The sequence below is a fragment of the Bacillus sp. CGMCC 1.16541 genome, assembly GCF_003184905.1.
Classification (GTDB): Bacteria; Bacillota; Bacilli; order Bacillales; family Bacillaceae_H; genus Priestia.
This window is the reverse complement of the sequence record NZ_QFRU01000001.1, coordinates 118,101-140,437: the sequence shown is the minus strand read 5'-3', so window position 1 is coordinate 140,437 and position 22,337 is coordinate 118,101. Positions and strand designations below refer to the sequence as shown.

The 22,337-nt window shown below is 39.6% G+C and carries 19 protein-coding genes and 1 pseudogene; 18 read left to right on the top strand and 2 right to left on the bottom strand.

Annotated elements, in window-relative coordinates:
* Window positions 1-36 precede the first annotated feature (36 nt).
* From DIS06_RS05160 to DIS06_RS05100, 13 genes and pseudogenes are all read left to right on the top strand, one after another.
* Window positions 37-1,629 carry a gamma-glutamyltransferase gene (locus DIS06_RS05160; RefSeq protein WP_110112172.1) on the top strand — a complete coding sequence of 531 codons (1,593 nt, stop codon included), beginning with the start codon at window positions 37-39 and terminating at the stop codon, window positions 1,627-1,629.
* Window positions 1,630-1,644: 15 nt separating this feature from the next.
* Window positions 1,645-2,205 (top strand): annotated as a pseudogene (locus DIS06_RS05155) (Na+/H+ antiporter NhaC family protein); the annotation flags it as partial.
* 258 nt (window positions 2,206-2,463) lie between these two features.
* Window positions 2,464-3,735 carry an ABC transporter substrate-binding protein gene (locus tag DIS06_RS05150; protein WP_110112171.1) on the top strand — a complete coding sequence of 424 codons (1,272 nt, stop codon included), beginning with the start codon at window positions 2,464-2,466 and terminating at the stop codon, window positions 3,733-3,735.
* Between the two features lie 80 nt (window positions 3,736-3,815).
* Window positions 3,816-4,667 carry a carbohydrate ABC transporter permease gene (locus DIS06_RS05145; protein WP_110112170.1) on the top strand — a complete coding sequence of 284 codons (852 nt, stop codon included), beginning with the start codon at window positions 3,816-3,818 and terminating at the stop codon, window positions 4,665-4,667.
* 85 nt (window positions 4,668-4,752) lie between these two features.
* A complete protein-coding gene (locus tag DIS06_RS05140; protein ID WP_239421912.1) occupies window positions 4,753-5,544 on the top strand; it encodes a carbohydrate ABC transporter permease in 792 nt (263 codons plus the stop codon).
* A gap of 10 nt (window positions 5,545-5,554) precedes the next feature.
* Window positions 5,555-7,276 carry a glycoside hydrolase family 35 protein gene (locus DIS06_RS05135; RefSeq protein WP_110112168.1) on the top strand — a complete coding sequence of 574 codons (1,722 nt, stop codon included), beginning with the start codon at window positions 5,555-5,557 and terminating at the stop codon, window positions 7,274-7,276.
* 12 nt (window positions 7,277-7,288) lie between these two features.
* The gene (locus DIS06_RS05130) at window positions 7,289-9,520 is read left to right on the top strand and encodes an alpha-galactosidase (protein WP_110112167.1); all 2,232 of its coding nucleotides are present in this window, start codon (window positions 7,289-7,291) and stop codon (window positions 9,518-9,520) included.
* 1 nt (window position 9,521) lies between these two features.
* Window positions 9,522-11,486, top strand: a complete 1,965-nt coding sequence (locus tag DIS06_RS05125; protein ID WP_110112166.1) for a beta-galactosidase — start codon at window positions 9,522-9,524, stop codon at window positions 11,484-11,486.
* Entirely contained in the window at window positions 11,479-12,663 is a 1,185-nt protein-coding gene (locus tag DIS06_RS05120; RefSeq protein ID WP_110112165.1) for a galactokinase, read from the top strand. Before DIS06_RS05125 ends, DIS06_RS05120 begins: the two co-directional genes overlap by 8 nt.
* Window positions 12,660-13,649: a UDP-glucose 4-epimerase GalE gene (gene galE / locus DIS06_RS05115; RefSeq protein WP_110112164.1), complete on the top strand. Its 990-nt coding sequence runs from the start codon at window positions 12,660-12,662 to the stop codon at window positions 13,647-13,649. Before DIS06_RS05120 ends, galE begins: the two co-directional genes overlap by 4 nt.
* A gap of 365 nt (window positions 13,650-14,014) precedes the next feature.
* Window positions 14,015-15,058, top strand: a complete 1,044-nt coding sequence (locus DIS06_RS05110; RefSeq protein WP_110112163.1) for an aldose epimerase family protein — start codon at window positions 14,015-14,017, stop codon at window positions 15,056-15,058.
* 18 nt (window positions 15,059-15,076) lie between these two features.
* The gene (locus tag DIS06_RS05105) at window positions 15,077-16,063 is read left to right on the top strand and encodes a LacI family DNA-binding transcriptional regulator (protein WP_110112162.1); all 987 of its coding nucleotides are present in this window, start codon (window positions 15,077-15,079) and stop codon (window positions 16,061-16,063) included.
* Window positions 16,064-16,131: 68 nt separating this feature from the next.
* Complete coding sequence (locus tag DIS06_RS05100; RefSeq protein WP_110112161.1) at window positions 16,132-16,572, top strand: cell wall hydrolase; 441 nt, start codon at window positions 16,132-16,134, stop codon at window positions 16,570-16,572.
* 48 nt (window positions 16,573-16,620) lie between these two features.
* Here the strand turns inward: DIS06_RS05100 and DIS06_RS05095 are convergent, their stop codons facing one another.
* Window positions 16,621-17,169 (bottom strand): DUF420 domain-containing protein, encoded by a 549-nt coding sequence (locus tag DIS06_RS05095; protein WP_162595888.1) that lies wholly within the window; start codon window positions 17,167-17,169, stop codon window positions 16,621-16,623.
* Window positions 17,170-17,379: 210 nt separating this feature from the next.
* Between DIS06_RS05095 and nhaC the strand changes: the two genes are divergently transcribed.
* From nhaC to DIS06_RS20075, 5 genes are all read left to right on the top strand, one after another.
* Window positions 17,380-18,813, top strand: a complete 1,434-nt coding sequence (nhaC, locus tag DIS06_RS05090; protein WP_110112160.1) for a Na+/H+ antiporter NhaC — start codon at window positions 17,380-17,382, stop codon at window positions 18,811-18,813.
* A gap of 224 nt (window positions 18,814-19,037) precedes the next feature.
* On the top strand, window positions 19,038-19,256 hold the full coding sequence (locus tag DIS06_RS05085) for an RNA chaperone Hfq (protein ID WP_110112159.1): 219 nt from the start codon (window positions 19,038-19,040) through the stop codon (window positions 19,254-19,256).
* A gap of 249 nt (window positions 19,257-19,505) precedes the next feature.
* The gene (locus tag DIS06_RS05080; protein WP_110112158.1) at window positions 19,506-20,066 is read left to right on the top strand and encodes a sugar O-acetyltransferase; all 561 of its coding nucleotides are present in this window, start codon (window positions 19,506-19,508) and stop codon (window positions 20,064-20,066) included.
* A gap of 133 nt (window positions 20,067-20,199) precedes the next feature.
* Window positions 20,200-21,456 carry an MFS transporter gene (locus tag DIS06_RS05075; RefSeq protein WP_110112157.1) on the top strand — a complete coding sequence of 419 codons (1,257 nt, stop codon included), beginning with the start codon at window positions 20,200-20,202 and terminating at the stop codon, window positions 21,454-21,456.
* Window positions 21,457-21,467: 11 nt separating this feature from the next.
* Window positions 21,468-21,638 carry a hypothetical protein gene (locus tag DIS06_RS20075; protein WP_162595887.1) on the top strand — a complete coding sequence of 57 codons (171 nt, stop codon included), beginning with the start codon at window positions 21,468-21,470 and terminating at the stop codon, window positions 21,636-21,638.
* A 52-nt stretch (window positions 21,639-21,690) separates the two neighbouring features.
* Here the strand turns inward: DIS06_RS20075 and safA are convergent, their stop codons facing one another.
* Entirely contained in the window at window positions 21,691-22,317 is a 627-nt protein-coding gene (gene safA, locus DIS06_RS05070) for a SafA/ExsA family spore coat assembly protein (protein ID WP_110112156.1), read from the bottom strand.
* Window positions 22,318-22,337 lie beyond the last annotated feature (20 nt).

Below are 22,337 nucleotides of genomic sequence, written 5' to 3'. Positions count from 1 at the left end.
TTCCGTTAGAGACAAACGAGAGGAACATAAGGAGAGATGTGTGTGAAGAAAGTTTTGCTCGTTACGGTTTCGGCGCTTTTTTTGGTTGTATCTGTAACAGCTATTATTTATCAAAATCAACCAGATGTCATAAATGATGTACCACTTCCATTTAGAGAAAAAGTGGGGTATGGAGTGAGTGTATCGGATCCGATAGCCGCAAAAGTGGGGATGGATGTGTTAGAAAATGGAGGCAGTGCCGTCGATGCAGCTATTGCCATCTCTTACACATTAGGTGTTGTGGAGCCATACGGATCTGGGATTGGTGGTGGTGGTGGCATGTTAGTCGCAAAGAAAGACAAAGCCCCAACATTTATTGATTATCGTGAAGTGGCCCCTTCTTCTGAGCGAGGAATTGTAGGTGTTCCGGGCTTTGTTGCTGGAATGGCATACATTCATGAACAATACGGAGAAAAGCCGCTGAACGAATTGATTCAACCAGCAATTGATTATGCAGAAAATGGTTTTGAAGTAGGAAGTGTTCTTTATTCGCGCTTGCAAGCTTCGCGAGGGCGGATGTTACCGAGTGGCTTAGAAAACTTTTATCCGAATGAACAAGCTGTCGCTGTGGGTGAAACGTTAAAACAACCAGAGCTAGCGGATGTACTTCGAGCGATTCAACAAGAAGGACCAGAAGCCTTCTATAAAGATGAACTAGCAGAGAAGTTGACGAATGAAACAGATCTTTCGCTTGATGACTTAGCGAACTACGAAGTAGAAGAACGTGAGCCGGTTATCTCTACTTATGCAGGATACGAAATCATTTCAGCACCACCGCCGTTTTCTGGAACGACATTAATTCAAATGTTGAAGATGATAGAACGAGAACAAATAGAGCAACTACAAAAAGATAACGAAGAAGAGTACTATTATTTCATGGGTCAAATAAAAAAAATTGCCTATCAAGACCGCATTTCAACGATTAGCGATCCGAATTTTGAAGAGCAAACACCAAGTGAATGGGTAAGTGATGAATACATTGAAGAGTTAACAAACAACCTGCATGATGAAAATTTAAATAGTGGCCAAAAAGATGATGAAGAACACGAAAGCACGACGCATTTTGTCGTAATTGATAAAGAAGGAACGACCGTATCGACAACGAATACATTAAGTAATTTTTTTGGAACAGGAAGGCAAGTAAATGGCTTTTTCTTAAATAACAATGCAGATACGTTCGGAAGTAGCGGTGTCAATACGATGGAAGGTGGAAAGCGTGCGCGAACGTTTACAGCTCCGACGATTATTCGTGATAAAGGAGAGTGGGTGATGGGAATTGGATCACCGGGTGGTACGCGTATTCCGCAAATTTTATCTCAAGTAATGAGCCATCATTTTGAAGGAAATCAATCAATACAAGATGCGGTGGAACAAAGTCGGTTTATTTTTGATAAAGGTGATATGTTTGTTGAGCCTGAATTAGAGAGTGCGATTGGAGAGGTTATTTCAAACGCTGATTATAACATTTCGGTTAGACGCAGTGATGTTTTTTATGGCGGTGTTCAAGTACTATCAAAAGATTTAAATTCTAATCGAATTGAAGGAGCGGGTGATCCGAGACGCGGTGGTGTATGGGAAGTTGGTAGATAAGAGGTAAAAAAGTGTGTGTCAACGGGGAACGAGATGGTAGATGAACTGTTTAACTGTGGTGGAATTGATGACATGATGTTTACTGTCTCACTTGTCATTGTCGCAATGACATTCGGTGGCGTGATGGAGCATACAGGCATGTTGAATGCAATTGTGCGTCAAATTTTAAAATTAGCAACGACGTCACGAAAACTTGTCCGAACAACGGTCTTATCAGCTATTTTCACAAACATTCCCGCAGCGGAACAATACATGGCTGTCGTTCTACCGGGACGTATGTATGCAAGTGCGTATGAAGAGAAGAAGCTGCATCCGAAAAACTTGTCGCGTGCGCTTGAAGATGGTGGAACAGTGACCAGTGTATTCGTTCCGTGGAATACATGTGCGGTATTTATCTTTACAACGTTAAATGTTCATCCGTTTGAATATGGACCTTATGCCATTTTAAACTATATGGTGCCGATCATTTCCATTGTGATTGCATCCTTTGGCATTGTGGTGACAACGTTGTCTCCACAACAACTAAACGAACATAAAAAACGTGTGCGTGAATCAAAAGAACAAGTGGCAACATAAGTCGAGCTATGTGATTTAACGCTATGAATACGGTACAAAACATAAAAGGCTAAATGAAGTGAGGTGTTTTTCATCTTGCTTCATTTAGTCTTTTTATTGTGTAGAACCCTACTAAATCAATCATTTTGAACACCTATATAAACAGGTAAAAAGAACGAAAAAGAGTTTTACTAAAATTTTAGTTAAATTTTTATTGAACTTTTTACGTTTATGTTTTATGATGTTACTGAAAGCGGTTACGATATAAGGGGGATAAATATGAAAAAGCTATTTAGTACGCTTAGTATAACAGCTGCTCTAACATTAGGTTTAACAGCTTGTGGAGGAGGTTCCTCTGAAAAAGCATCAGGAGATCCAAAAGAACTTACAGCATGGGCGTGGAACATTAACGTTCCTGTTCTAGAGCAAGCCGCAGAAGATTTTGAAAAAGAAAATCCAGGGTTTAAATTAAACGTCGTTGAAACAGGTACAGGAGATGTGTACTCGAAGTTAACAACGGGACTACAAGCAGGTGGTAAAGGTTTACCTGACATCGTACTTGTTGAAGATGATCGCGTGCAAGGTTATATGAATGCCTTTCCAAAAGCATTTATGAACGTATCTGAAAAAGGATTCGATGAACATGCAGATAAGTTCCCTACATATAAAAAGGAACTGTTATCAAAAGATGGTAACATGTATGGTTTCCCGTTTGATGGTGGTCCAACAGGTGTATTCTATCGCACTGATTACTTTGAACAAGCAGGCATTAAAGCAGAAGATATCCAAACGTGGGATGATTTTGTTGAAGCAGGTAAAGTAATTAAAGAAAAAGTGGGCGTTGATTTTATCGGTTTAGACATGAATGGGGATGACGGTCTATATCGTATGATGTTAAATCAACAAGGTTCTTTCTACTTTGATAAAGATGGAAAAATGGCGTTAACATCAAAAGAATCGAAACAAGCAATGGACGTACACAAGAAGTTAAAAGAAGCTGGTATCGTTCGTAACACAGTTGGATGGGATGCTTGGATTAGTTCAATGGCTGAAGGAAAAGTAGCGGTTGCTCCATCTGGCGCATGGTTATCTGGCTCTTTAACACAGCAAGCGGTTGATACAAAAGGAAAATGGGGACTGTTCCCACTTCCAGCTTTTGAAGAAGGTGAAAATCGCGCATCAAACTTAGGTGGTAGCAACTATATGATTCTATCATCAAGTGAAAAAGCGGATTTAGCTTATGATTTCATGGAATTCTTCTCAACGTCTGATGAAGCACAGTTAGAAGCGATGAAGGGTGGATTATTCCCATCACTAAACACAATCTATGATAACGAGCTATTTACAACAAACGATGAATTCTTCAGCAATCAACCTATATGGAAAGTACTTGCCGATCAAATGGCAGACGTTCCAGCGGTGAACTATACAGAAAACTATTCATTAGCAAAAGATGAAGCGGTAAAAGCACAGTCAGAAATTGCGAATGGAAAAGCAATCGATAAAGCATTAAAAGAAGCGGAAGGTCGCTTAGAGAACAGAATTAAGTAAAAAACAATAAAGGGGGATGGCTTACAATCGCATAGAGCGCTTGACGAGTCAGCCCCCTATGTTTTAAGGCGGAGGTTAGTATGAATAAAACAAAATATTTTCCTTATTTGTTTGTTGGACCAGCAGTCGTTTTATTTGCCTTATTTACTGTGTACCCAATCATCGCATCGCTTCTTTTAAGCTTCCAAACAATGGAGCAAGGGGAGTATGTATTTACGGGGTTTGACAACTACATACGATTATTTAATGATCAAATTTTTATTAAAGCACTAGGTAATACGTTTATCATCTTCATTATTCAAGTACCATTAATGATTTTACTAGCATTAGTTTTAGCAAGTGCGTTAAACAGTCAATTACTGAAGTTAAAAGGATTTTTCCGTGTATCGTTCTTCTTACCAGCTGTTACGTCACTTGTTGCGTATTCCATTTTGTTTTCAATTATGCTTCAAGAAGAAGGGGTTATTAATAGTTTCCTAGGCTTCTTCGGAATTGATGCCATTCAATGGTTATCGACACCGTTTTGGGCGAAAGCATCCATTATTATTGCGATGACATGGCGTTGGACGGGGTATAACATGGTGATCTTTTTAGCGGCGTTACAAAACATTTCAGAAGATATGTATGAAGCAGCTTCGTTAGATGGAGCGGGTAAGATCAGACAGTTCTTCTCGATTACGGTTCCGCAATTAAAGCCTGTTATTTTATTCGCAGCAATTCTTTCGACAATTGGAACACTGCAATTGTTTGATGAACCGTACAATTTAACAAAAGGTGGACCAGCAGATTCAACGATGTCACTTGGTTTATATATTTACCAAAGTGGATTCGAGTATTTTGATTTTGGTTATGCATCAGCTATTGCTTATGCTGTTGTGGTATTAGTGGCAATCTTAACCTTCATTCAGTTTAAAGTGACGGGGGATAAATAAGATGAATGCAGTTAAAAATGTAACTACAAAACAAGTAGTCGTTCAAACGAAACGCAACCGTAAAGGTTTACTCGGAAAAATTGGGATGTATGTATTGCTTGGGATTTTTACGATTATTTCAATCTTCCCATTCTATTGGATGTTAGTGGGGGCGACCAATCATTCTAGTAAAATGTTTACAAGTCCACCAACGCTCGTTCCAGGTGGCGAATTTATGACAAACTTGACCAATTTAAATGATTCGATTGGCATTGCGCGTGTATTATTTAATTCATTGTTAGTATCAGGTTTATATGTATTTGCAGCATTAGCGGTTTGTACAACAGCAGCTTATGCGCTCGCGAAGTTTGAGTTCAAAGGAAGAAACGCCATTTTTATCATCTTTTTATTATCAATGATGATTCCATATCAAGCGACCATGATTCCGTTGTTTCAGTTAATGTCTAATTTAGATTTACTTAACACGTATTTTGCGCTTATTGCGCCGCAACTTTGCTATCCATTTGCCATTTTCTTAATGCGTCAAAACTTCCTAGCGTTCCCAACGGAATTACTAGAGTCTGCGCGTTTAGATGGAGCAGGTGAGTTTCGTATTTTCTTTACCATCGTCTTACCATCTATGAAACCAGCAATTGCTGCAACATCCATTTTCTTATTTATGACACAGTGGAACAATTTTATGTGGCCACTTATTGCAACAACATCAAGTGACATGTACACGTTCCCGGTGGCACTATCAAGTTTAATGGGCTTATCGATGATTGACTACGGTCAAGTCATGACAGGTGTGACACTTGCGACAATTCCAATCATTGTAGTGTTCTTAGCGCTTCAAAAGCACTTTATCTCAGGCATGTTAGGAAGTGCACTGAAATAGGAGGGGGCTTATGCTTCAAGTAAATGAGGGTAAATTTTTACTAAACAATGAACCTTTTCAACTGTTATCAGGTGCACTTCATTATTTTCGAATTGTTCCTGACTATTGGGAAGATCGGTTATTAAAAATGAAAGCATGTGGCTTAAATACGGTTGAAACCTATGTTCCATGGAACATGCATGAACCGCAAAAAGGCGAATTTCAGTTTGAGGGCTTAGCAGACTTAGAAGCTTTTATTAAAAAAGCAGAAGAGATAGGGCTGTATGTCATTGTGCGTCCTTCTCCTTATATTTGTGCAGAGTGGGAGTTTGGTGGTTTACCAGGATGGTTATTAAAAGAAAAAGACGTGGAGCTACGCTGTTCTCATCCATCTTATCTAAAACACTTGGATGATTATTATGATGTATTACTTCCAAAGATTGTTCCGCATCTGTCTACAAACGGTGGCCCTGTAATTGCGGTACAAATTGAAAATGAATACGGTGGATATGGAAACGATGAGAACTACCTTACTTTTATGAAAGAAGCACTTGTCAGTCGAGGAATTGATGTTCTTTTATTCACATCAGATGGACCAGAGATGATACAAAGTGGTTCGTTACCCGATGTATTAACGACGTTAAACTTTGGCTCGCGTTCGAACGAAGCGTTTCAAAAGTTAGAAGATTATAAACCGGGTTCACCAAAGTTGTGTGCAGAGTTTTGGATTGGATGGTTTGATCACTGGGGTGGAGAGCACCATACACGGGATGGAGAAGATGTCGCCAAAGTGCTTGATGATATGTTGAAAGTGGGTGCCTCTGTTAACTTTTACATGTTCCATGGCGGAACAAACTTTGGGTTTTATAACGGAGCGAATCATTATGAAACGTATTCTCCAACCATTACAAGCTATGACTATGATGCGTTGCTAACGGAGTCAGGAGATTTCACAGATAAGTATGAGAAAGTAAAAGATGTGATGCGCCGGTATGTTGAACTTCCAGAAGTAGAGATTCCAGAAATCAAAAAGAACGCATATGGAACCGTTGAACTAAGCGAACAAGTGAGTTTGTTTGACACACTTTCTTCCATAAGTGAAAAAGTAGTGAGTGCTTATCCGCTTTCGATGGAGCAACTGCATCAGAATTTCGGTTTTACGTTGTATAAAACATCGGTCTCATTTAAAGGAGAAGTGAAGCTTGATATTACGCCAATCCGAGATCGTGCTTTCGTCTACGTAAACGGTATCTATCAACAAACAATCTACCGAAATGATGAAGAGAAAATGGTTTCTCTTTCGTTAACGAAAGAAGACAATGTCATTGAGCTTCTAGTTGAAAACATGGGTCGTGTGAATTACGGAAAGCACTTAAAAGACGCCAAAGGAATCATTGGTCCTTTATGGATGAATAACCAATACGTCTTTCATTGGGAGATGTATCCGATTGAACTAACGACGTTGCCAACACTGTTTAATGAAGGAACAGATGAGCGTTATCCGAAATTTTATCGAGGCACACTTGAAGTGAATGAACAAGCTGATACATTCGTTCAGTTAAAAGGATGGACAAAAGGGAATGTGTTTATAAATGGTATCAATCTTGGTCGCTACTGGTCGGTTGGTCCGCAAGAAACCCTATACGTACCTGGACCTTTATTAAAGCAAGGTACAAACGAAGTCATCGTGTTTGAATTAGAAGGAAATGAAACGAACGAAATTACATTTATTGATACACCGAAACTAGGCTAGAGGAGAGAGAGTATGCTGATTCATATTAATGAAGAAACGAAACAGTTTCATTTAACGAATGGCCAAGTGAGTTACGTGTTTCATGTAATGAAGAATAATCAGCTAGGTCACCTGTATTACGGAAAAGGGCTTCGTCATCGTGCTGATTTTTCTCATCTACAACGATATGATGTGTCAACGGCTGCGAGCTGTCACTTATATGCCGATGACCCTGCATTTAGCTTAGAAACTGCTCGTCAAGAATACCCAAGTTATGGAACATCAGATTTCCGCGAACCAGCGATTAGCTTACGTGCACAAGATGGTAGTCATATTACCAACTTTCAGTACGATTCGTATCGTGTAATTGCAGGAAAACCAACATTAAACGGGCTACCAGCGACGTACGCATCGGATGATGAAGCAGAAACGTTAATCATTAGCTTAAAAGATGATCGATTAAAAGCAGAGTTGCAGTTGTATTACACAATATTTGCTAATCATCCAGTTGTGACACGAAGTGCAAAAATGATGAACTATGGAACAGAAGCACTACACATTGAGCGCATGATGAGTGCGTCGGTTGATTTTGCGGACAAAGACTTTACGATGATCCAATTGTCAGGAGCATGGTCAAGAGAGCGTCATGTTGTCGAGCGACCTCTTCAAACAGGCATTCAATCCGTTTCAAGTGTAAGAGGGGCAAGTTCGCATCATCAAAACCCATTTTTAGCTCTTCGTCGCCCACATACAACGGAGCATACAGGAGAAGCATACGGATTTAATTTCGTGTATAGCAGTAATTTCTTAGCGCAAGTTGAAGTGGATCATTACGATGTGTCACGTTTGACAATGGGTATTCATCCGTTTCGCTTTGAATGGAAGTTAAAAGCAGGTGAAGCGTTTCAAGCTCCAGAAGTGGTCATGACTTATTCAAATGAAGGGTTAAATGGCATGAGCCAAGCTTTTCATCATGTGTATCGTCAACAGCTTATTCGTGAACAATGGAAGCAAGCAGACCGTCCAATTTTAATTAATAACTGGGAAGCGACGTATTTTAACTTTGATGAAGAAAAGCTAGTTGATATTGCAGCAGAAGCGAAGAAGCTAGGCGTTGAATTATTTGTGTTAGATGACGGCTGGTTTGGGAAACGTGATAATGATACAACATCATTAGGTGATTGGTGGGAAGATCGTGCCAAGTTACCAAATGGATTAGAAAGTGTTTCAAAGCGAATTAATGAGCTTGGCTTACAGTTTGGTTTATGGTTTGAACCTGAAATGATTAATCCTGTTAGTGAGCTTTATAACGAGAATCCAGATTGGGCGATCCATACACCTGGTGCACCACAAACACTTGGACGCAACCAGCTTGTGCTCAATTTTTCAAACAATGAAGTGGTTGACTACTTGTATGACAAAATGGCAGGTATCATTGAAAAAACAGGCCTTTCTTATATAAAATGGGACATGAACCGAAACATTACGGAAGCTTATTCAATTGGATTAGAAGCGGATCAACAGGGTGAGTTTTTCCATCGCTATATTTTAGGGGTATATAACCTATATGAGCGTTTAACGACTGCTTATCCAAATGTTTTATTCGAGTCATGCGCAGGAGGTGGCGGTCGCTTTGATGCAGCGCTGTTACATTATGCTCCTCAAGCATGGGCAAGTGATGATACAGACGCGGTAGAACGCTTAAAGATTCAATACGGAACATCGTTTGCGTATCCACTTTATAGCATCGGTTCACACGTATCCGCTGTACCAAATCATCAAACATTACGTGTCACACCGCTTGAAACAAGAGCAAACACGGCATACTTTGGGACATTTGGCTATGAGTTAAACCCAATTGAAATGCCTGACGAAGAAAAAGAAGTGGTTAAAAAGCAAATCAATTTTTATAAAAAGCATCGTGCTCTCATTCGTGAAGGCAACTTCTATCGCTTGCAAAGTCCATTCGACCATAATGAAACAGCATGGATGGTTGTGAGTCAAGATCAATCAGAAGCATTAGTAGGTTGGTATAAAGTATTAGCAACTCCAACAAATAAAACACAACAAACTCTTCCGCTTGTTGGATTGAATGAAGAAGTGGAATATGAAATTGAAGGATTTGACGGAACATTCTATGGAGATGAATTAGTACAAGTAGGGATTCAGCTTCCAACTGAATTTAATGGGGTAAACGGCTCGCAAGCAAAACGAGGCGGAGACTATCAATCACAGATTTTCTACATTACACAACGAGGTGAATAACATGTATTTAGGCGTAGACTACTATCCAGAACATTGGGATTTAAATTTAATGGAAGACGATTTAACAAGAATGAAAGAAATGGGCGTTAACATCGTTCGTATTGGTGAATTTGCATGGCATTTAATGGAGAAAGAAGAAGGACAATTTGACTTTTCATTCTTTGATGCAGCCATTGAAAAGATCAAGCAATATGACTTTAAGGTGATGTTCGGAACACCAACTGCTACATTCCCAGCATGGTTAGCGAAAAAGCACCCAAGTATCTTTATTGAAGATGAAAATGGACAAAAGATGGCCTTTGGTGGACGTCGTCAATATTGCTATAACTCTCGCGTGTATCAAGAATACTCGTTAAGAATTGCAGAAAAAGTAGTGAATCACTATAAAGATGAAGAAGCGATCATCGCATGGCAAATTGATAACGAGTTTGGTCACGAAGGCAGTGATATGTGTTATTGCGGACAGTGTCACGCCGACTTCCAAACATTTTTAGAGAAAAAGTATCAAACAATCGATGAGTTAAATGAAAAGTGGGGGACGATTTTCTGGGGTCAAACGTACAATGACTTTTCAGAGATTCCAGTACCAAAGAAAACAATCACTGTTCATAATCCATCATTATTATCTGACTGGGCACGATTCCGTTCATATTCATTAAGTCAATTTGCTTTACAACATATTAACCTTGTAAAAGGAATCAAAGGTGACCATCAAACGGTTACAACAAACTTACCAGGTGGATTCTTTGATAAGTGGTTTGACCATAATGAATTTACACGTGATTTAGATTATGTATCGTATGATAACTATCCAGTATGGGGGGGCTTAAAAGAGCCTGTCACACCAGCAGAGTTATCAGCATCACTTGATTTTGTTCGTGGCTTGAAGAAAGAAAACTTCTGGATTGTTGAACAATTAATGGGAGCACAAGGTCATGATGTCATCGGTTATTTACCAAGACCAAATCAAGCGAAAGCATGGTCATATCACGCGTTCGCACACGGTTGTACAAATATGCTTTACTTCCGCTGGAGAGGGATGAACCGCGGAGCAGAGCAATATTGCTTAGGAATTGTCGATGCAAATAATAAGAAAACAAGAAAGTATAATGAAGTGCAAGAATTCTTCCATCATATTCGTGAGTATGAGCATGTGTTTGATGCTCCAATGCAAGCAGAAGTAGCGGTTTTATATGATTTTGATAACGTATGGTCATGGAGAGCTCAACGTCAAAGTTCAATGTTCAACTTTACAAAAGAGCTTGTCCGTTTATACGAACCATTTCACCGTCAAAATGCATCGATTGATGTCATTCGCTACGACCATGATTTCTCACAGTACAAAGTGGTGGTTGTACCGGTGATGAAAAGGGTGAAACCAGAGCTTGCACAACGTCTAGAAGAATTTACGAAAAACGGTGGAACAGTTATTGTTTCGTATCGTGCAGGTGTAAAAGATGAATACAACAACATTCCATTTGGTGTGATGTCGCCAGGAACGCTATCAGACATGTTAGGAATTGAAGTTGAAGAAGCAGAATCTCTACACGAAGGACAATCTGTTTCGATTGTATCGCCTACAGGTGATGAAAGTTCTTGTACAGTATGGAGAGACATTGTACGTCCAACGACAGCACAAACGCTGTATCAGTACAATGACTATTTCTATAGCGAATATTCATGCATCACAGTCAATGAATTCGGTAAAGGAAAAGCGTACTATGTAGGTGGCGGTGTTGAAGTTGATACACTTTGTACCATTGCTGAAGAAATCGCCAAAGACGTAGCGCTTCAAACGATGGAAACGAGTGAAGGTGTCGAAGCCGTTCGCCGTGTTGTTGGCGATGAAACATATGTGGTTGTAATTAATCATAACGGATATGAAGAGAGCTTTAACGGTCGTACATTACAGCCTTATGAGTCTGTTATCTTTAAAGTAGAAGAAGGAGGCGAGCTTCATGAATGATCGTGAGCTAGCCGACACGTTTGTGGACATATTTCAATATGATGACTACCGCGTGTTCTTCGCACCAGGTCGTATCAATTTAATTGGTGAGCATACGGATTATAACGGTGGACATGTGTTTCCTTGTGCGATTACATTTGGTACAACTGCGCTTGCGCGTAAGCGAGATGACAATCTTATCCGCTTATATTCGGTTAATTTCCAAGAGAAAGGGGTCATTGAGTTTTCCCTCAATGACCTTGAGTATCAAAAAGGACATGACTGGGCGAACTATCCGAAAGGAATGATTGCCTATTTAAAAAAGCACGGCCATTCCATTACAAATGGACTTGATGTCATTTATCATGGTACAATTCCGAACGGTGCAGGATTGTCTTCATCCGCTTCGATTGAACTTGTGACAGGTATTTTACTAGAAGAATTGTTTCAACTTCACCTTGACCGTCTCGATTTAGTGAAGATTGGGAAGCAAGTAGAAAATGAGTTCATTGGTGTCAACAGCGGCATTATGGATCAGTTTGCGATTGGAATGGGCAAAGAAAATCACGCCATTCTATTAGACTGCCAAACGTTACAATACGAATATGCACCAATGAATCTAGAGGATCATTCCATTGTAATCATGAATACAAATAAGCGCCGTGAACTAGCTGATTCGAAATACAATGAGCGTCGCGGTGAATGTGAGTCGGCTTTAAAAGAGCTTCAAACAATTCTTGATATTGAAGCGTTAGGCGAGTTAACAGAAGAACAGTTTGACGCACATCAGCATGTCATTACGAATGAAACTTTGGTAAAACGTGCGAAGCATGCAGTCTATGAAAGTAGACGTACGTTAGAAGCGATTGAGGCGCTAAAACGCCATGACCTTTACCACTTTGGAGAATTAATGAATGCTTCTCATCGTTCCCTTCGTGACGATTATGAAGTAACGGGAGTTGAACTCGATACATTAGTTGAAGTCGCATGGAAACAAACAGGTGTGGTTGGTGCACGTATGACAGGAGCAGGCTTCGGTGGCTGTGCCATTGCTATTGTGGACAAGCTACATGTAGAAGAGTTCATTGAAAAAGTGGGGAACGAATACCGAGAGAAAATCGGGTATGAAGCGACATTTTATGAAGCAAGCATCGGAGACGGAGCAAAAGAATTAAAAAGAGAGGCGATGGTTGGATGAGTATTTTAGTATTAGGTGGAGCAGGCTACATTGGCTCACATGCCGTTTATCAACTAATCGATCAAAATGAAAAAGTAGTAGTAGTCGACAATCTTCAAACAGGTCATAAAGGAGCGATTCACCCAGACGCAACGTTTTATGAAGGGGATATTCGTGATAAAGCATTTTTACGCGATGTGTTTTCAAAAGAGCAAATCGACGGTGTTTTACACTTTGCTGCAAACTCACTTGTTGGAGAGTCGATGACAAACCCAATCAAATACTTTGACAACAACGTATACGGAACACAAGTGCTTTTAGACGTGATGAATGAGTTTGGTGTGAAGAAAATTGTCTTTTCATCAACGGCTGCAACGTATGGTGAGCCTGAAGTTGTGCCAATTACTGAGAACATGCCGACTGTTCCTACAAATACGTATGGTGAAACAAAGTTAACAATGGAAAAATTAATGAAGTGGTGTGACGCTGCTTACGAGATGAAGTATGTATCACTTCGTTACTTTAATGTAGCGGGTGCGCGTGAAGACGGGAAAATTGGAGAAGATCACTCACCAGAAACGCATCTTATTCCGGTTATCTTACAAGTGGCACTTGAACAACGTGAGCATATTACGATTTTTGGTGAAGACTACGACACACCAGATGGTACATGCATTCGAGACTACATTCATGTTGAAGATTTAATTGCTGCTCATCTTTTAGCATTAAATTACTTACGTGACGGTGGCGAAAGTAATGTCTTTAATTTAGGAAGCAGCCAAGGCTTCTCTGTAAAAGAAATTGTGGATGCCGTTCGTGAAGTAACAGGTCATTCGATTCCAGCACAAATCGGTGAAAGACGCGCAGGTGATCCGAGTAAACTTATTGCTTCTTCTGCAAAAGCGAAAGAAGTACTAGGTTGGGAGCCAAAACGTACGTCGGTTCATAAAATTATTCAAGACGCATGGAATTGGCATCAACATCATCCAACTGGATATGAAGAGTAAGAGCAAAGAGGCTGGGACATAAGTGTTTCAGTTGATAAAAATCCGAACTATTTATAGTTATATCCTATTTATAGTTCGGATATTTTTGATTAAAAAACAAGTTTAAAAAAATAGTGGAATGGAGCGTAGGACACTCGACTCCTGCGGGAAATAGAGGAAAGGCTGAGACCCAACAGGAACGAAGAGGCTCAGGTTCCTCCCCGCGGAAAGCGAGTGGCTGGAGCGAAATGAAACGAACTTGTTGCTGTAACATAACGATGACAGAAACGTTATTGTTTGTTTTTGAGAAGGAACCATTTCGTTATGTCCCACTCTCTTTCTTCTAAATAGGTACTGTAAGAAATTAGCGAAAAGGAGTGTCAAAGATGAACGTAACAAAAAAAGTAATAGGATCAATTGAACAAACGAATGTTCATGAGTATACATTAACAAATGATAAAGGAATGACTGTTACGTGTTTAGACTATGGATGCATCATTACCCGAATTTTAACACCAGATCGCTTTGGAAACGTGGAGAATGTGGTACTAGGCTATGACCATCTCGAAGAGTACTTCCCAAACCCTGCGTATTTAGGTGCGGTCGTTGGGCGAGTAGCAGGACGTATCGCTGGTGGTTCATTTGAATTAGATGGTGCGCATTATGAACTTGTGAAAAACAATGGAAACAACCATCTTCATGGAGGAACAAAAGGAGTTAGTCATCGCGTTTGGAAAACTGATATAATAGAAGAAGACAATCAAGTGGGTGTGCGTTTTACATACATAAGTCCTGATGGAGAAGAGAATTACCCAGGAACGGTTGTGCTGACAGTGACATATATGATAACCAATCACAATGAATTGCACGTGACGTACCACGGATTATCAGATCAAAAAACGTTACTGAATATGACCAACCATACATACTTCAATTTGAGCGGGGATTTGAAACGAGATATAAAAGAGCATGAGTTAAAACTAAGTAGTGAGAAATTTTTAGAGCTGAATGAGGAACTCATCCCAACAGGGGCGTATTTAGATGTGGAAGGAACACCGTTTGATTTTAGACAATTCCAAGCAATTGGAGCAGGTATTCACTCCAATCATCCACAAATCGAGCTAGTTGGAAACGGGTTTGATCATCCGTTCGTCTTACAACAAGGTGCAGATAACACGGTTGAACTTGTTGATCGTGAGAGTGGTCGTACGTTGGTCGTTCAAACTGATCAAGTTGGTCTAGTCATGTACACAGGCAACTTTTTACCATCAACGACAATGAGAGGTGTAGAGTGCCGTCCTTATTTAGGGGTATGCTTTGAAACGCAAGGATTACCAGATGCGATTCACCACAGCCATTTTCCTTCAATTGAAGTAGAAGCAGGCGTTCCGTATGAAGCAAAAACAACATTTCGATTCGGCGTAAGATAAGAAAGGAAGGGGAATGAGATGGCAACGATTCGAGACATTGCTGAAAAAGCAGGCGTATCAATCGCGACTGTATCACGTGTGCTCAATTATGATACGACGTTATCGGTGAGTGATGACACAAAGAAAAAAATATTCGAAATTGCAGAGGATCTATCTTATAAAAAGTTACAAACAAAAAAGATATCTGTCTCTAAAATTGCGATTATTAATTGGTATACAGAGAAAGAAGAGTTAGATGATATTTACTACATGTCCATCCGTTTGGGTGCTGAACAACGTTGTCAAACTCATGACCTTCAAGTCGTCAAATATTCACAGCAAGATTTAGGTGACATACAGCCTGAACATATCCAAGGAATCATTGCAATCGGAAAATACAGTGAAACAGAAGTACAACAACTAAAGCAAGTGACAAACAACATTGTGTTTGTAGACTATAGTCCAAACGATGATGAATGTGATTCAGTCGTTGTTGATTTTCAGCGTGCAACAGAAAAAGTATTACAGTATTTTATTGACCGTAGTCATACGACAATCGGATATATCGGTGGACGTGAGCAATTTAAAGATCGTACGGCTTATATTGAAGATGTGAGAGAAGAAACAGTGAAAGCTTTTTTAGGAAAGCATGATTTATTAGAGGAATCTTATTTCTATGTTGGTGCGTTTACAGTGGATGAAGGATATGAATTAATGAAGAAAGCCATCGCTGAGCACGGTGAAAAGCTACCAACGGCATTTTTCGCTGGTAACGATTCGATTGCGATTGGCTGTTTACGAGCGCTTCATGAAGAAAAGATTTCTGTGCCAGATCGTGTAAGCATTATCGGTGTGAATGATGTGAGTGTCTCTAAGTATGTATTTCCTGCTTTAAGTACGGTGAAAGTTCATACTGAATTTATGGGAGAAACAGCAGTTGATTTACTCATGGAGAGGTTAAGTGATCGTAAAATTCCTAAGAAGGTTGTTGTGCCCACTGAGCTTGTATTGAGAGGAAGTAGTTAAATAAAACCGAGCTTTGGTTATCATCTTTAAAAGTGTCTGTTAATACAATGCTGTTAGAGGTGATAAAAATGGCAAGGGTTAAATACACAGATAGCGATGTTGCGTTAATCGCACGGATGATGAGAGCAGAAGCAGAAGGCGAAGGGAAACAAGGCATGCTGATGGTTGGCAATGTCATCGTCAATCGGTTAAAAGCGAATTGCTTAGATTTTAAAGGTCTAAAGACGGTACCACAAGTGATTTATCAAGTACAAGGAGGCAACTATTCGTTTGAAGCGGTTCAAAAGGGGAATGTATTTTACAATCGAGCGAGAAGTGTGGAAAAACGATTAGCGAAAAAAACGTTAGACTATTGGCGGGAACATCCTGCTAAGTATGCGCTTTGGTACTTTAATCCGTACGGAGAATGTCCACCAACTTGGTATGATCAACCGTTTTCAGGGCCCTATAAGCAACATTGTTATTATGAACCAAAACCGAACACGTGTGAAGGTGCGTATAGGTGGTAATAAGGTAGTTAGTATAGATAAGAAGAAACCGCCCCTAAAGGCGGTTTTTTAATAGTATGGAGAAATCATTAAATAAACAATAACACCTGTAAAACTTACATATAACCAAATTGGCATGCTCCAGCGGACAATTTTACGGTGCTTTGTTAATTGATTTGTTATTCCATAGATTAATGAAAATAGTGCAAGTGGAACGATAATGGCTGCTAATACACTGTGTGTTGTTAAGATAAATAAGTAAAGAGTTTTCATAAACCCTTCACCGCCGTAATACGTACGTTCAACTGACATGTAGTGATACGTTAAGTAAGACACGCAAAATAATAGCGTTGACGTGAATGCTGCGAAAATAAAGCGTCTGTGTAACTTCACATTTTTCTTTTTAATGAAATACAGTGCGGCTACTAAAAAAATAAATGTAAAGCTATTCAATACAGCATTAATACGAGGGAAGATATGAATGTCAAATGTGACTTCACCTTGATAGCCGATCGGTGAAAAGAAAAGGGTTAAAATAAGCGCATTTACCAAAATCGAAACGGTCACAACAAGGCCAGTAAAGTTACGATTTGTTTTCGGTGTTTCATTCGTACTCAATGTTGTTCCTCCTTTATGAAAAATCACATCGCATGTGAATTGTGTCACAAATAATAATAAGTGGTTTACAAGCTCAACGCAACTTTTTATGTACAAGCTGAATTATCTGTATATTGTTTTTATTTAGATATTTCGGTATAATTTACTAGTGTCGCAAAGGGGTTATAAAAAGAGAAGCGATACAGACATCAAAGATCAGGGGGAAGAGAGATGAAGACAGAAAAAAGAGAGATTCCTTTTTTACTAGCTATTGTACCGTTACTCGTAATGGTCGTTGCAATGGCGACAACGATTGTGAAGTTCGAAGGAAGTCCGCATGTTCCACTTATTTTAGGAACAGTTGTGGCAGCCGTTATTGCATGGCGAGTGGGCTTTCAGTGGAAAGAAATCGAAAAGGGGATTTATGAAGGAATTCGTCTTGCTTTACCAGCAATTGTTATTATTATTATGGTTGGATTAACGATTGGCGCATGGATTGGCGGCGGAGTTGTGGCGACCATGATTTATTACGGTTTAAAAATCATTTCACCATCCTTCTTTTTAGTGTCAATGACGATTATTTGTGCCGTTGTTGCATTAGCAATCGGAAGCTCATGGTCGACGATGGGAACGATAGGTGTAGCCGGTATGGGAATCGGAATTAGTATGGGAATTCCAGCTCCTGTTGTTGCTGGAGCGATTATTTCGGGTGCTTACTTTGGAGATAAAATGTCACCGCTTTCGGATACGACGAACTTAGCGTCAGGGATTGCTGGTGCTGATTTGTTTGATCATATTAAACATATGTTTTACACAACGATTCCAGCGTTAGTTGTGGCGTTAATTGTATATGGTGTGATGGGAAGAAAATACGGAAGTAATGCGTTAAACAGTGAAAACATTGATACGGTGATGAAGTCACTGCAAGATAACTTTGTCATTTCTCCTTGGTTACTTATCGTGCCTATCATTGTTATTGTACTAGTAGCGAGGAAAGTACCAGCACTTCCTGCATTAACAGTAGGAGTGGTTTTAGGTTGGCTTTGTCACGTTCTTGTACAAGGTGGTTCGATAGGAAATGCAGTAAATACATTAAATGATGGATTTAGCATTGAGTCAGGAAATGAACTGGTAGATTCGTTGTTTAATCGCGGTGGAATTGACGCGATGATGTATACGGTATCATTAACAATTGTGGCGATGACATTTGGTGGTGTACTTGAACATACAGGGATGTTAAAAGCAATTGTTAATAAGATTTTAACGCTTGCGAAAACAGCACGTAGCTTAATTGTGACGACAATCGCATCTGCTTTTTTCACAAACATAGCAGCTGCAGAACAATACATATCGGTAGTACTGCCAGGACGTATGTATGCGGAGGCATATCGCGATAAAAACCTTCATCCCAAAAATTTATCACGTGCGGTAGAAGATGGCGGAACTGTGACAAGTGTGTTCGTACCTTGGAATACATGCGCGGTGTTCATTTTTGCGACACTAAGCGTTCATCCATTCGAATATGCACCTTATGCGGTGTTAAACTACGCAGGCCCAATCATTGCGATCATTATGGCATTAGTCGGCTTTAAAGTCACATACATGACAGACGATGAGCGAAAAGCAATAGAGGAACAGCGTAAAGATCAGTCAGTCAATATGTAAGTAGTAGTGAAAACATGATGTACACACTTCGATTGATGAAGGGGTCATCATGTTTTCTTTTTATGTGTAAAAAGCAGGGAATTAATCTGTCTTCATCGAAACAAAAAGAGTATAGAATTGTGACAAACCTCTCTTGTATGAAAAAGAAAAAAGGTGTTACCATTCATAAGATGCAACACTGCAAGTGAATGAAGAAATAGACATACATAATAAGGAGTGTAAACATGGGTAACGGACAACAAAAATTTGATATTCAAAATCGAACACTACAATCCGTGATTAATAAACAAGTAACGGCTTTTACTGTGAATGGTGTAAGGTTAACAGGTATTCTGAAGCATTTTGATCAATACAATGTGTACCTTGAAGTCAATGGCGTGACACAAATGCTGTTGAAATCAAATGTTTCAACAATTGATTTAGGGTCAACAGGCAAGAAGTAAGTGACAGAGAGAAAAAAGGACGAATGAGAAGAGGTAACAAATTGTCTGATCTAACTCACCCCTTGTCATCTACGCATTTATTTGAATAAATAGGTGGTAAGGGGTGTTGTATGTAACATGTGTTCTTCTTTTTAACAAACATACCAAGGGAACATTTGTGTAAGAAAGAGGAAACGTTTTTCACTTTAGGTTAACCGTTTAACCTGTTATGATCATGATAGATGTATTATAACAGTAGGAGGAAAGAGGATGAGAACTGAAAAAGAAAAAATGCTAGCGGGTGAATTGTATAAACCGTGGGATGAGCAATTGGTGAAAGAACGTGAAAATGCTCGTCGGTTAACACGTCTATTTAACGAAACAACGGAAACGCAATACGATGAACGTAAAGATTTATTAAAGAAACTATTTGGATCAACTGGTGAAAATGTGTATCTTGAGCCAACATTCCGCTGTGATTACGGATCAAACATTCACGTTGGTGAAAACTTCTTTGCTAACTTTGATTGCATTATTTTAGACGTATGTGAAGTGAGAATCGGGGCGAATTGTATGTTTGCGCCAGGTGTTCATATTTACACCGCGACACATCCTATTGATGCAATTGAACGAAATCGTGGCTTAGAGTCAGGTATTCCTGTCACGATTGGCGATAATGTTTGGGTTGGTGGGGGTGCGATTATTAATCCAGGTGTGACAATTGGTGATAATGCCGTCATTGGTGCAGGCAGTGTTGTCACAAAGGATATCCCAGCCAATACAGTAGCAGCAGGCAACCCTTGTCGTGTTATTAAAAAGCTAGAAAAATAGTGAAATAAATCTCTTTTCACCTATATATTGCTGTATAATAAAAGCAACAAGTAAACGAGGAGGCTTTTCGTCCAATGTGATGTTCATCATCTTTTTACAACTGACAATTGAATACAGAAAGGACTAAAAGATGATGAACAAACAATCATTTCGATTTCTTTGGATTGGCCAATCATTTGCAAATGCAGGAGATATTCTTTATATCGTAGGATTGATGGCGACGATTTATGCACAAACAGGAGCAGCTACTTACATGGCACTTGTACCCCTTTGTATTACAATGGCTCGCTTTGTAAGTAGCATGATTGCGCCGCTTCTATTAGACACTTATTCATTAAAAAAGCTTCTTGCTTATTCTCAATTGGGGAAAACGTGTTTATCCTTGGTTCTTGTGTTGTATGCTTCTATGTTTCTAGGAACGTATCCACTTATTTGTCTATTCCTTATTGTAATTGGAATTGCATTTTTAGACGGATGGGCGAGTCCTGCAAGGAATGCATTAATTCCACAGTTGGTTGACCATGATCAGCTCATCAAAGCAAACGGATTCTTATCCATGGTTGATGAGGTCATTCGACTAGGAGGGTGGGCTGCGTCTGGGTTGGTTGTGGCACTGATAGGAAGCGAGGCTGTTCTATGGTTAACTGTGGTGCTCTTTATTGTCTCGACCGTGATGATGTTTTGGATTGATGCCCGACATGAACAAAAAGAGAAGGTGCAATATTTGTCCAAGAGAGCGGTTATGAAAGAAGGATGGGTCACTATCTGGCAAACACCCTCTCTTCGCTTAATTAGCAGTGTGCAGTTGCTCGAAGCTATTGCAAATGTTGTCTGGATTGCGGCCATTGTGTATGTGTATGTGGAGCAAGTGCTAAAAGTGGGCGAGCAATGGTGGGGGTATATTAACGCAAGCTTCGCCTTAGGATGTATGGTTGCCGGTATCATTAGTTTGCGTTATGACCGTGTAGTTAATCGCTATCTGAAAGCTGTTATTCTATTAGGAGCTTTCGTAGCGAGCATCACGACACTTTCGTTTGGAGTTCTTTCTAAGCCGTGGCTTGCGCTTATTTTATCTTTCTTGTTTGGTGTCGCAAGTGTAGTCAAAGGTATCGCGGAGAACACAATCATTCAAACAAGTGTAGATGATACGAAATTATCAAAAGTTTACGCTGCACAAGAAGCGTTGTTGCTGGGGGCATTTGGAACAGCGACGGTTATGATGGGATATGTGACAGACTTGTATGGAGCGCGCTTTTCATTTACTTTCGCAGGCGTTTTGCTTGCTGTGGGGGCGGTATCGTTAATGATAGGCCGAAACAGCTTACAGATAAAGGGTGTAGAATCGTTACAGCTGCAAGAAGCAAATGATGAAGTGATGATAAAGAGTTAAGGAGTTTATTTATGCGTCAAGGAATGGGTTTTGTATTAATAGGAATTTGTTTGTTATTGATTCTTCTGCTAATAGATGTCCCGTTTGCACTGTGGGTCATTGTATTAGTTGGAAGTGTCATATGTAACATGATTGGCGTTGCAAAGTTAGTCATCTATATTCATCAAACAAATCAACAATAATATAAAAGCCACGTTGCCGAGTAGGGCAACGTGGCTTTTACCATTCATTCTATTAACGAGAAATGAACATTTGTGTCCAGTAGTGACCGTATGAACCACCTTTTACATAGCCTACGCCAATTTCTGTGAATTGTGTAGAAAGGATGTTTTTACGGTGACCTTCACTGTTCATCCAAGCTTTTACGACGTCTTCTGGTGTTTGTTGACCAGCTGCAATGTTTTCTCCAGCTGCACGATATGAGATACCGAAGTTTTTAATCATATCAAACGGCGTTCCGTATGTAGGAGAATTGTGATTGAAATAATTTTTATCAATCATATCTTGTGACTTAAAGCGAGCTACCCTTGATAATTCCCAGTTTTCTTTTAACGGAGCAAGGTTGTATTTAGCTCTTTCTACATTCACTAAATCGACTACTTTTAATTCAGCAGATCGAGTTACATTTTTTTGTGGAATCGTTAATTGCTGACCTGGATAAATCAGGTTCACATTTTTTACGGAAGGGTTTGCACTAATAAGCTCAGCAACGCCAACTTGATATTTTACAGCAATTTTCCACATCGTATCACCAGCTTGAACTGTATGAGTAGTCGAAGCTTCTGAATGGATGACACTAAAACCAAAAACAAGAGGGACAGACAGCGATAATGTAATAAGAAGTTTTTTAAATGTTTTCATACTTTTTATTCTAGTAAAAT

Excerpts from the sequence above, each read along its gene's own strand:
- DIS06_RS05160 (WP_110112172.1), top strand. The coding sequence starts at position 37 with ATGTGTGTGAAGAAAGTTTTGCTCGTTACGGTTTCGGCGCTTTTTTTG.
- DIS06_RS05150 (WP_110112171.1), top strand. The coding sequence starts at position 2,464 with ATGAAAAAGCTATTTAGTACGCTTAGTATAACAGCTGCTCTAACATTA.
- DIS06_RS05145 (WP_110112170.1), top strand. The coding sequence starts at position 3,816 with ATGAATAAAACAAAATATTTTCCTTATTTGTTTGTTGGACCAGCAGTC.
- DIS06_RS05140 (WP_239421912.1), top strand. The coding sequence starts at position 4,753 with ATGTATGTATTGCTTGGGATTTTTACGATTATTTCAATCTTCCCATTC.
- DIS06_RS05135 (WP_110112168.1), top strand. The coding sequence starts at position 5,555 with ATGCTTCAAGTAAATGAGGGTAAATTTTTACTAAACAATGAACCTTTT.
- DIS06_RS05130 (WP_110112167.1), top strand. The coding sequence starts at position 7,289 with ATGCTGATTCATATTAATGAAGAAACGAAACAGTTTCATTTAACGAAT.
- DIS06_RS05125 (WP_110112166.1), top strand. The coding sequence starts at position 9,522 with ATGTATTTAGGCGTAGACTACTATCCAGAACATTGGGATTTAAATTTA.
- DIS06_RS05120 (WP_110112165.1), top strand. The coding sequence starts at position 11,479 with ATGAATGATCGTGAGCTAGCCGACACGTTTGTGGACATATTTCAATAT.
- galE (WP_110112164.1), top strand. The coding sequence starts at position 12,660 with ATGAGTATTTTAGTATTAGGTGGAGCAGGCTACATTGGCTCACATGCC.
- DIS06_RS05110 (WP_110112163.1), top strand. The coding sequence starts at position 14,015 with ATGAACGTAACAAAAAAAGTAATAGGATCAATTGAACAAACGAATGTT.
- DIS06_RS05105 (WP_110112162.1), top strand. The coding sequence starts at position 15,077 with ATGGCAACGATTCGAGACATTGCTGAAAAAGCAGGCGTATCAATCGCG.
- DIS06_RS05100 (WP_110112161.1), top strand. The coding sequence starts at position 16,132 with ATGGCAAGGGTTAAATACACAGATAGCGATGTTGCGTTAATCGCACGG.
- nhaC (WP_110112160.1), top strand. The coding sequence starts at position 17,380 with ATGAAGACAGAAAAAAGAGAGATTCCTTTTTTACTAGCTATTGTACCG.
- DIS06_RS05085 (WP_110112159.1), top strand. The coding sequence starts at position 19,038 with ATGGGTAACGGACAACAAAAATTTGATATTCAAAATCGAACACTACAA.
- DIS06_RS05080 (WP_110112158.1), top strand. The coding sequence starts at position 19,506 with ATGAGAACTGAAAAAGAAAAAATGCTAGCGGGTGAATTGTATAAACCG.
- DIS06_RS05075 (WP_110112157.1), top strand. The coding sequence starts at position 20,200 with ATGAACAAACAATCATTTCGATTTCTTTGGATTGGCCAATCATTTGCA.
- DIS06_RS20075 (WP_162595887.1), top strand. The coding sequence starts at position 21,468 with ATGCGTCAAGGAATGGGTTTTGTATTAATAGGAATTTGTTTGTTATTG.
- safA (WP_110112156.1), bottom strand. The coding sequence starts at position 22,317 with ATGAAAACATTTAAAAAACTTCTTATTACATTATCGCTGTCTGTCCCT.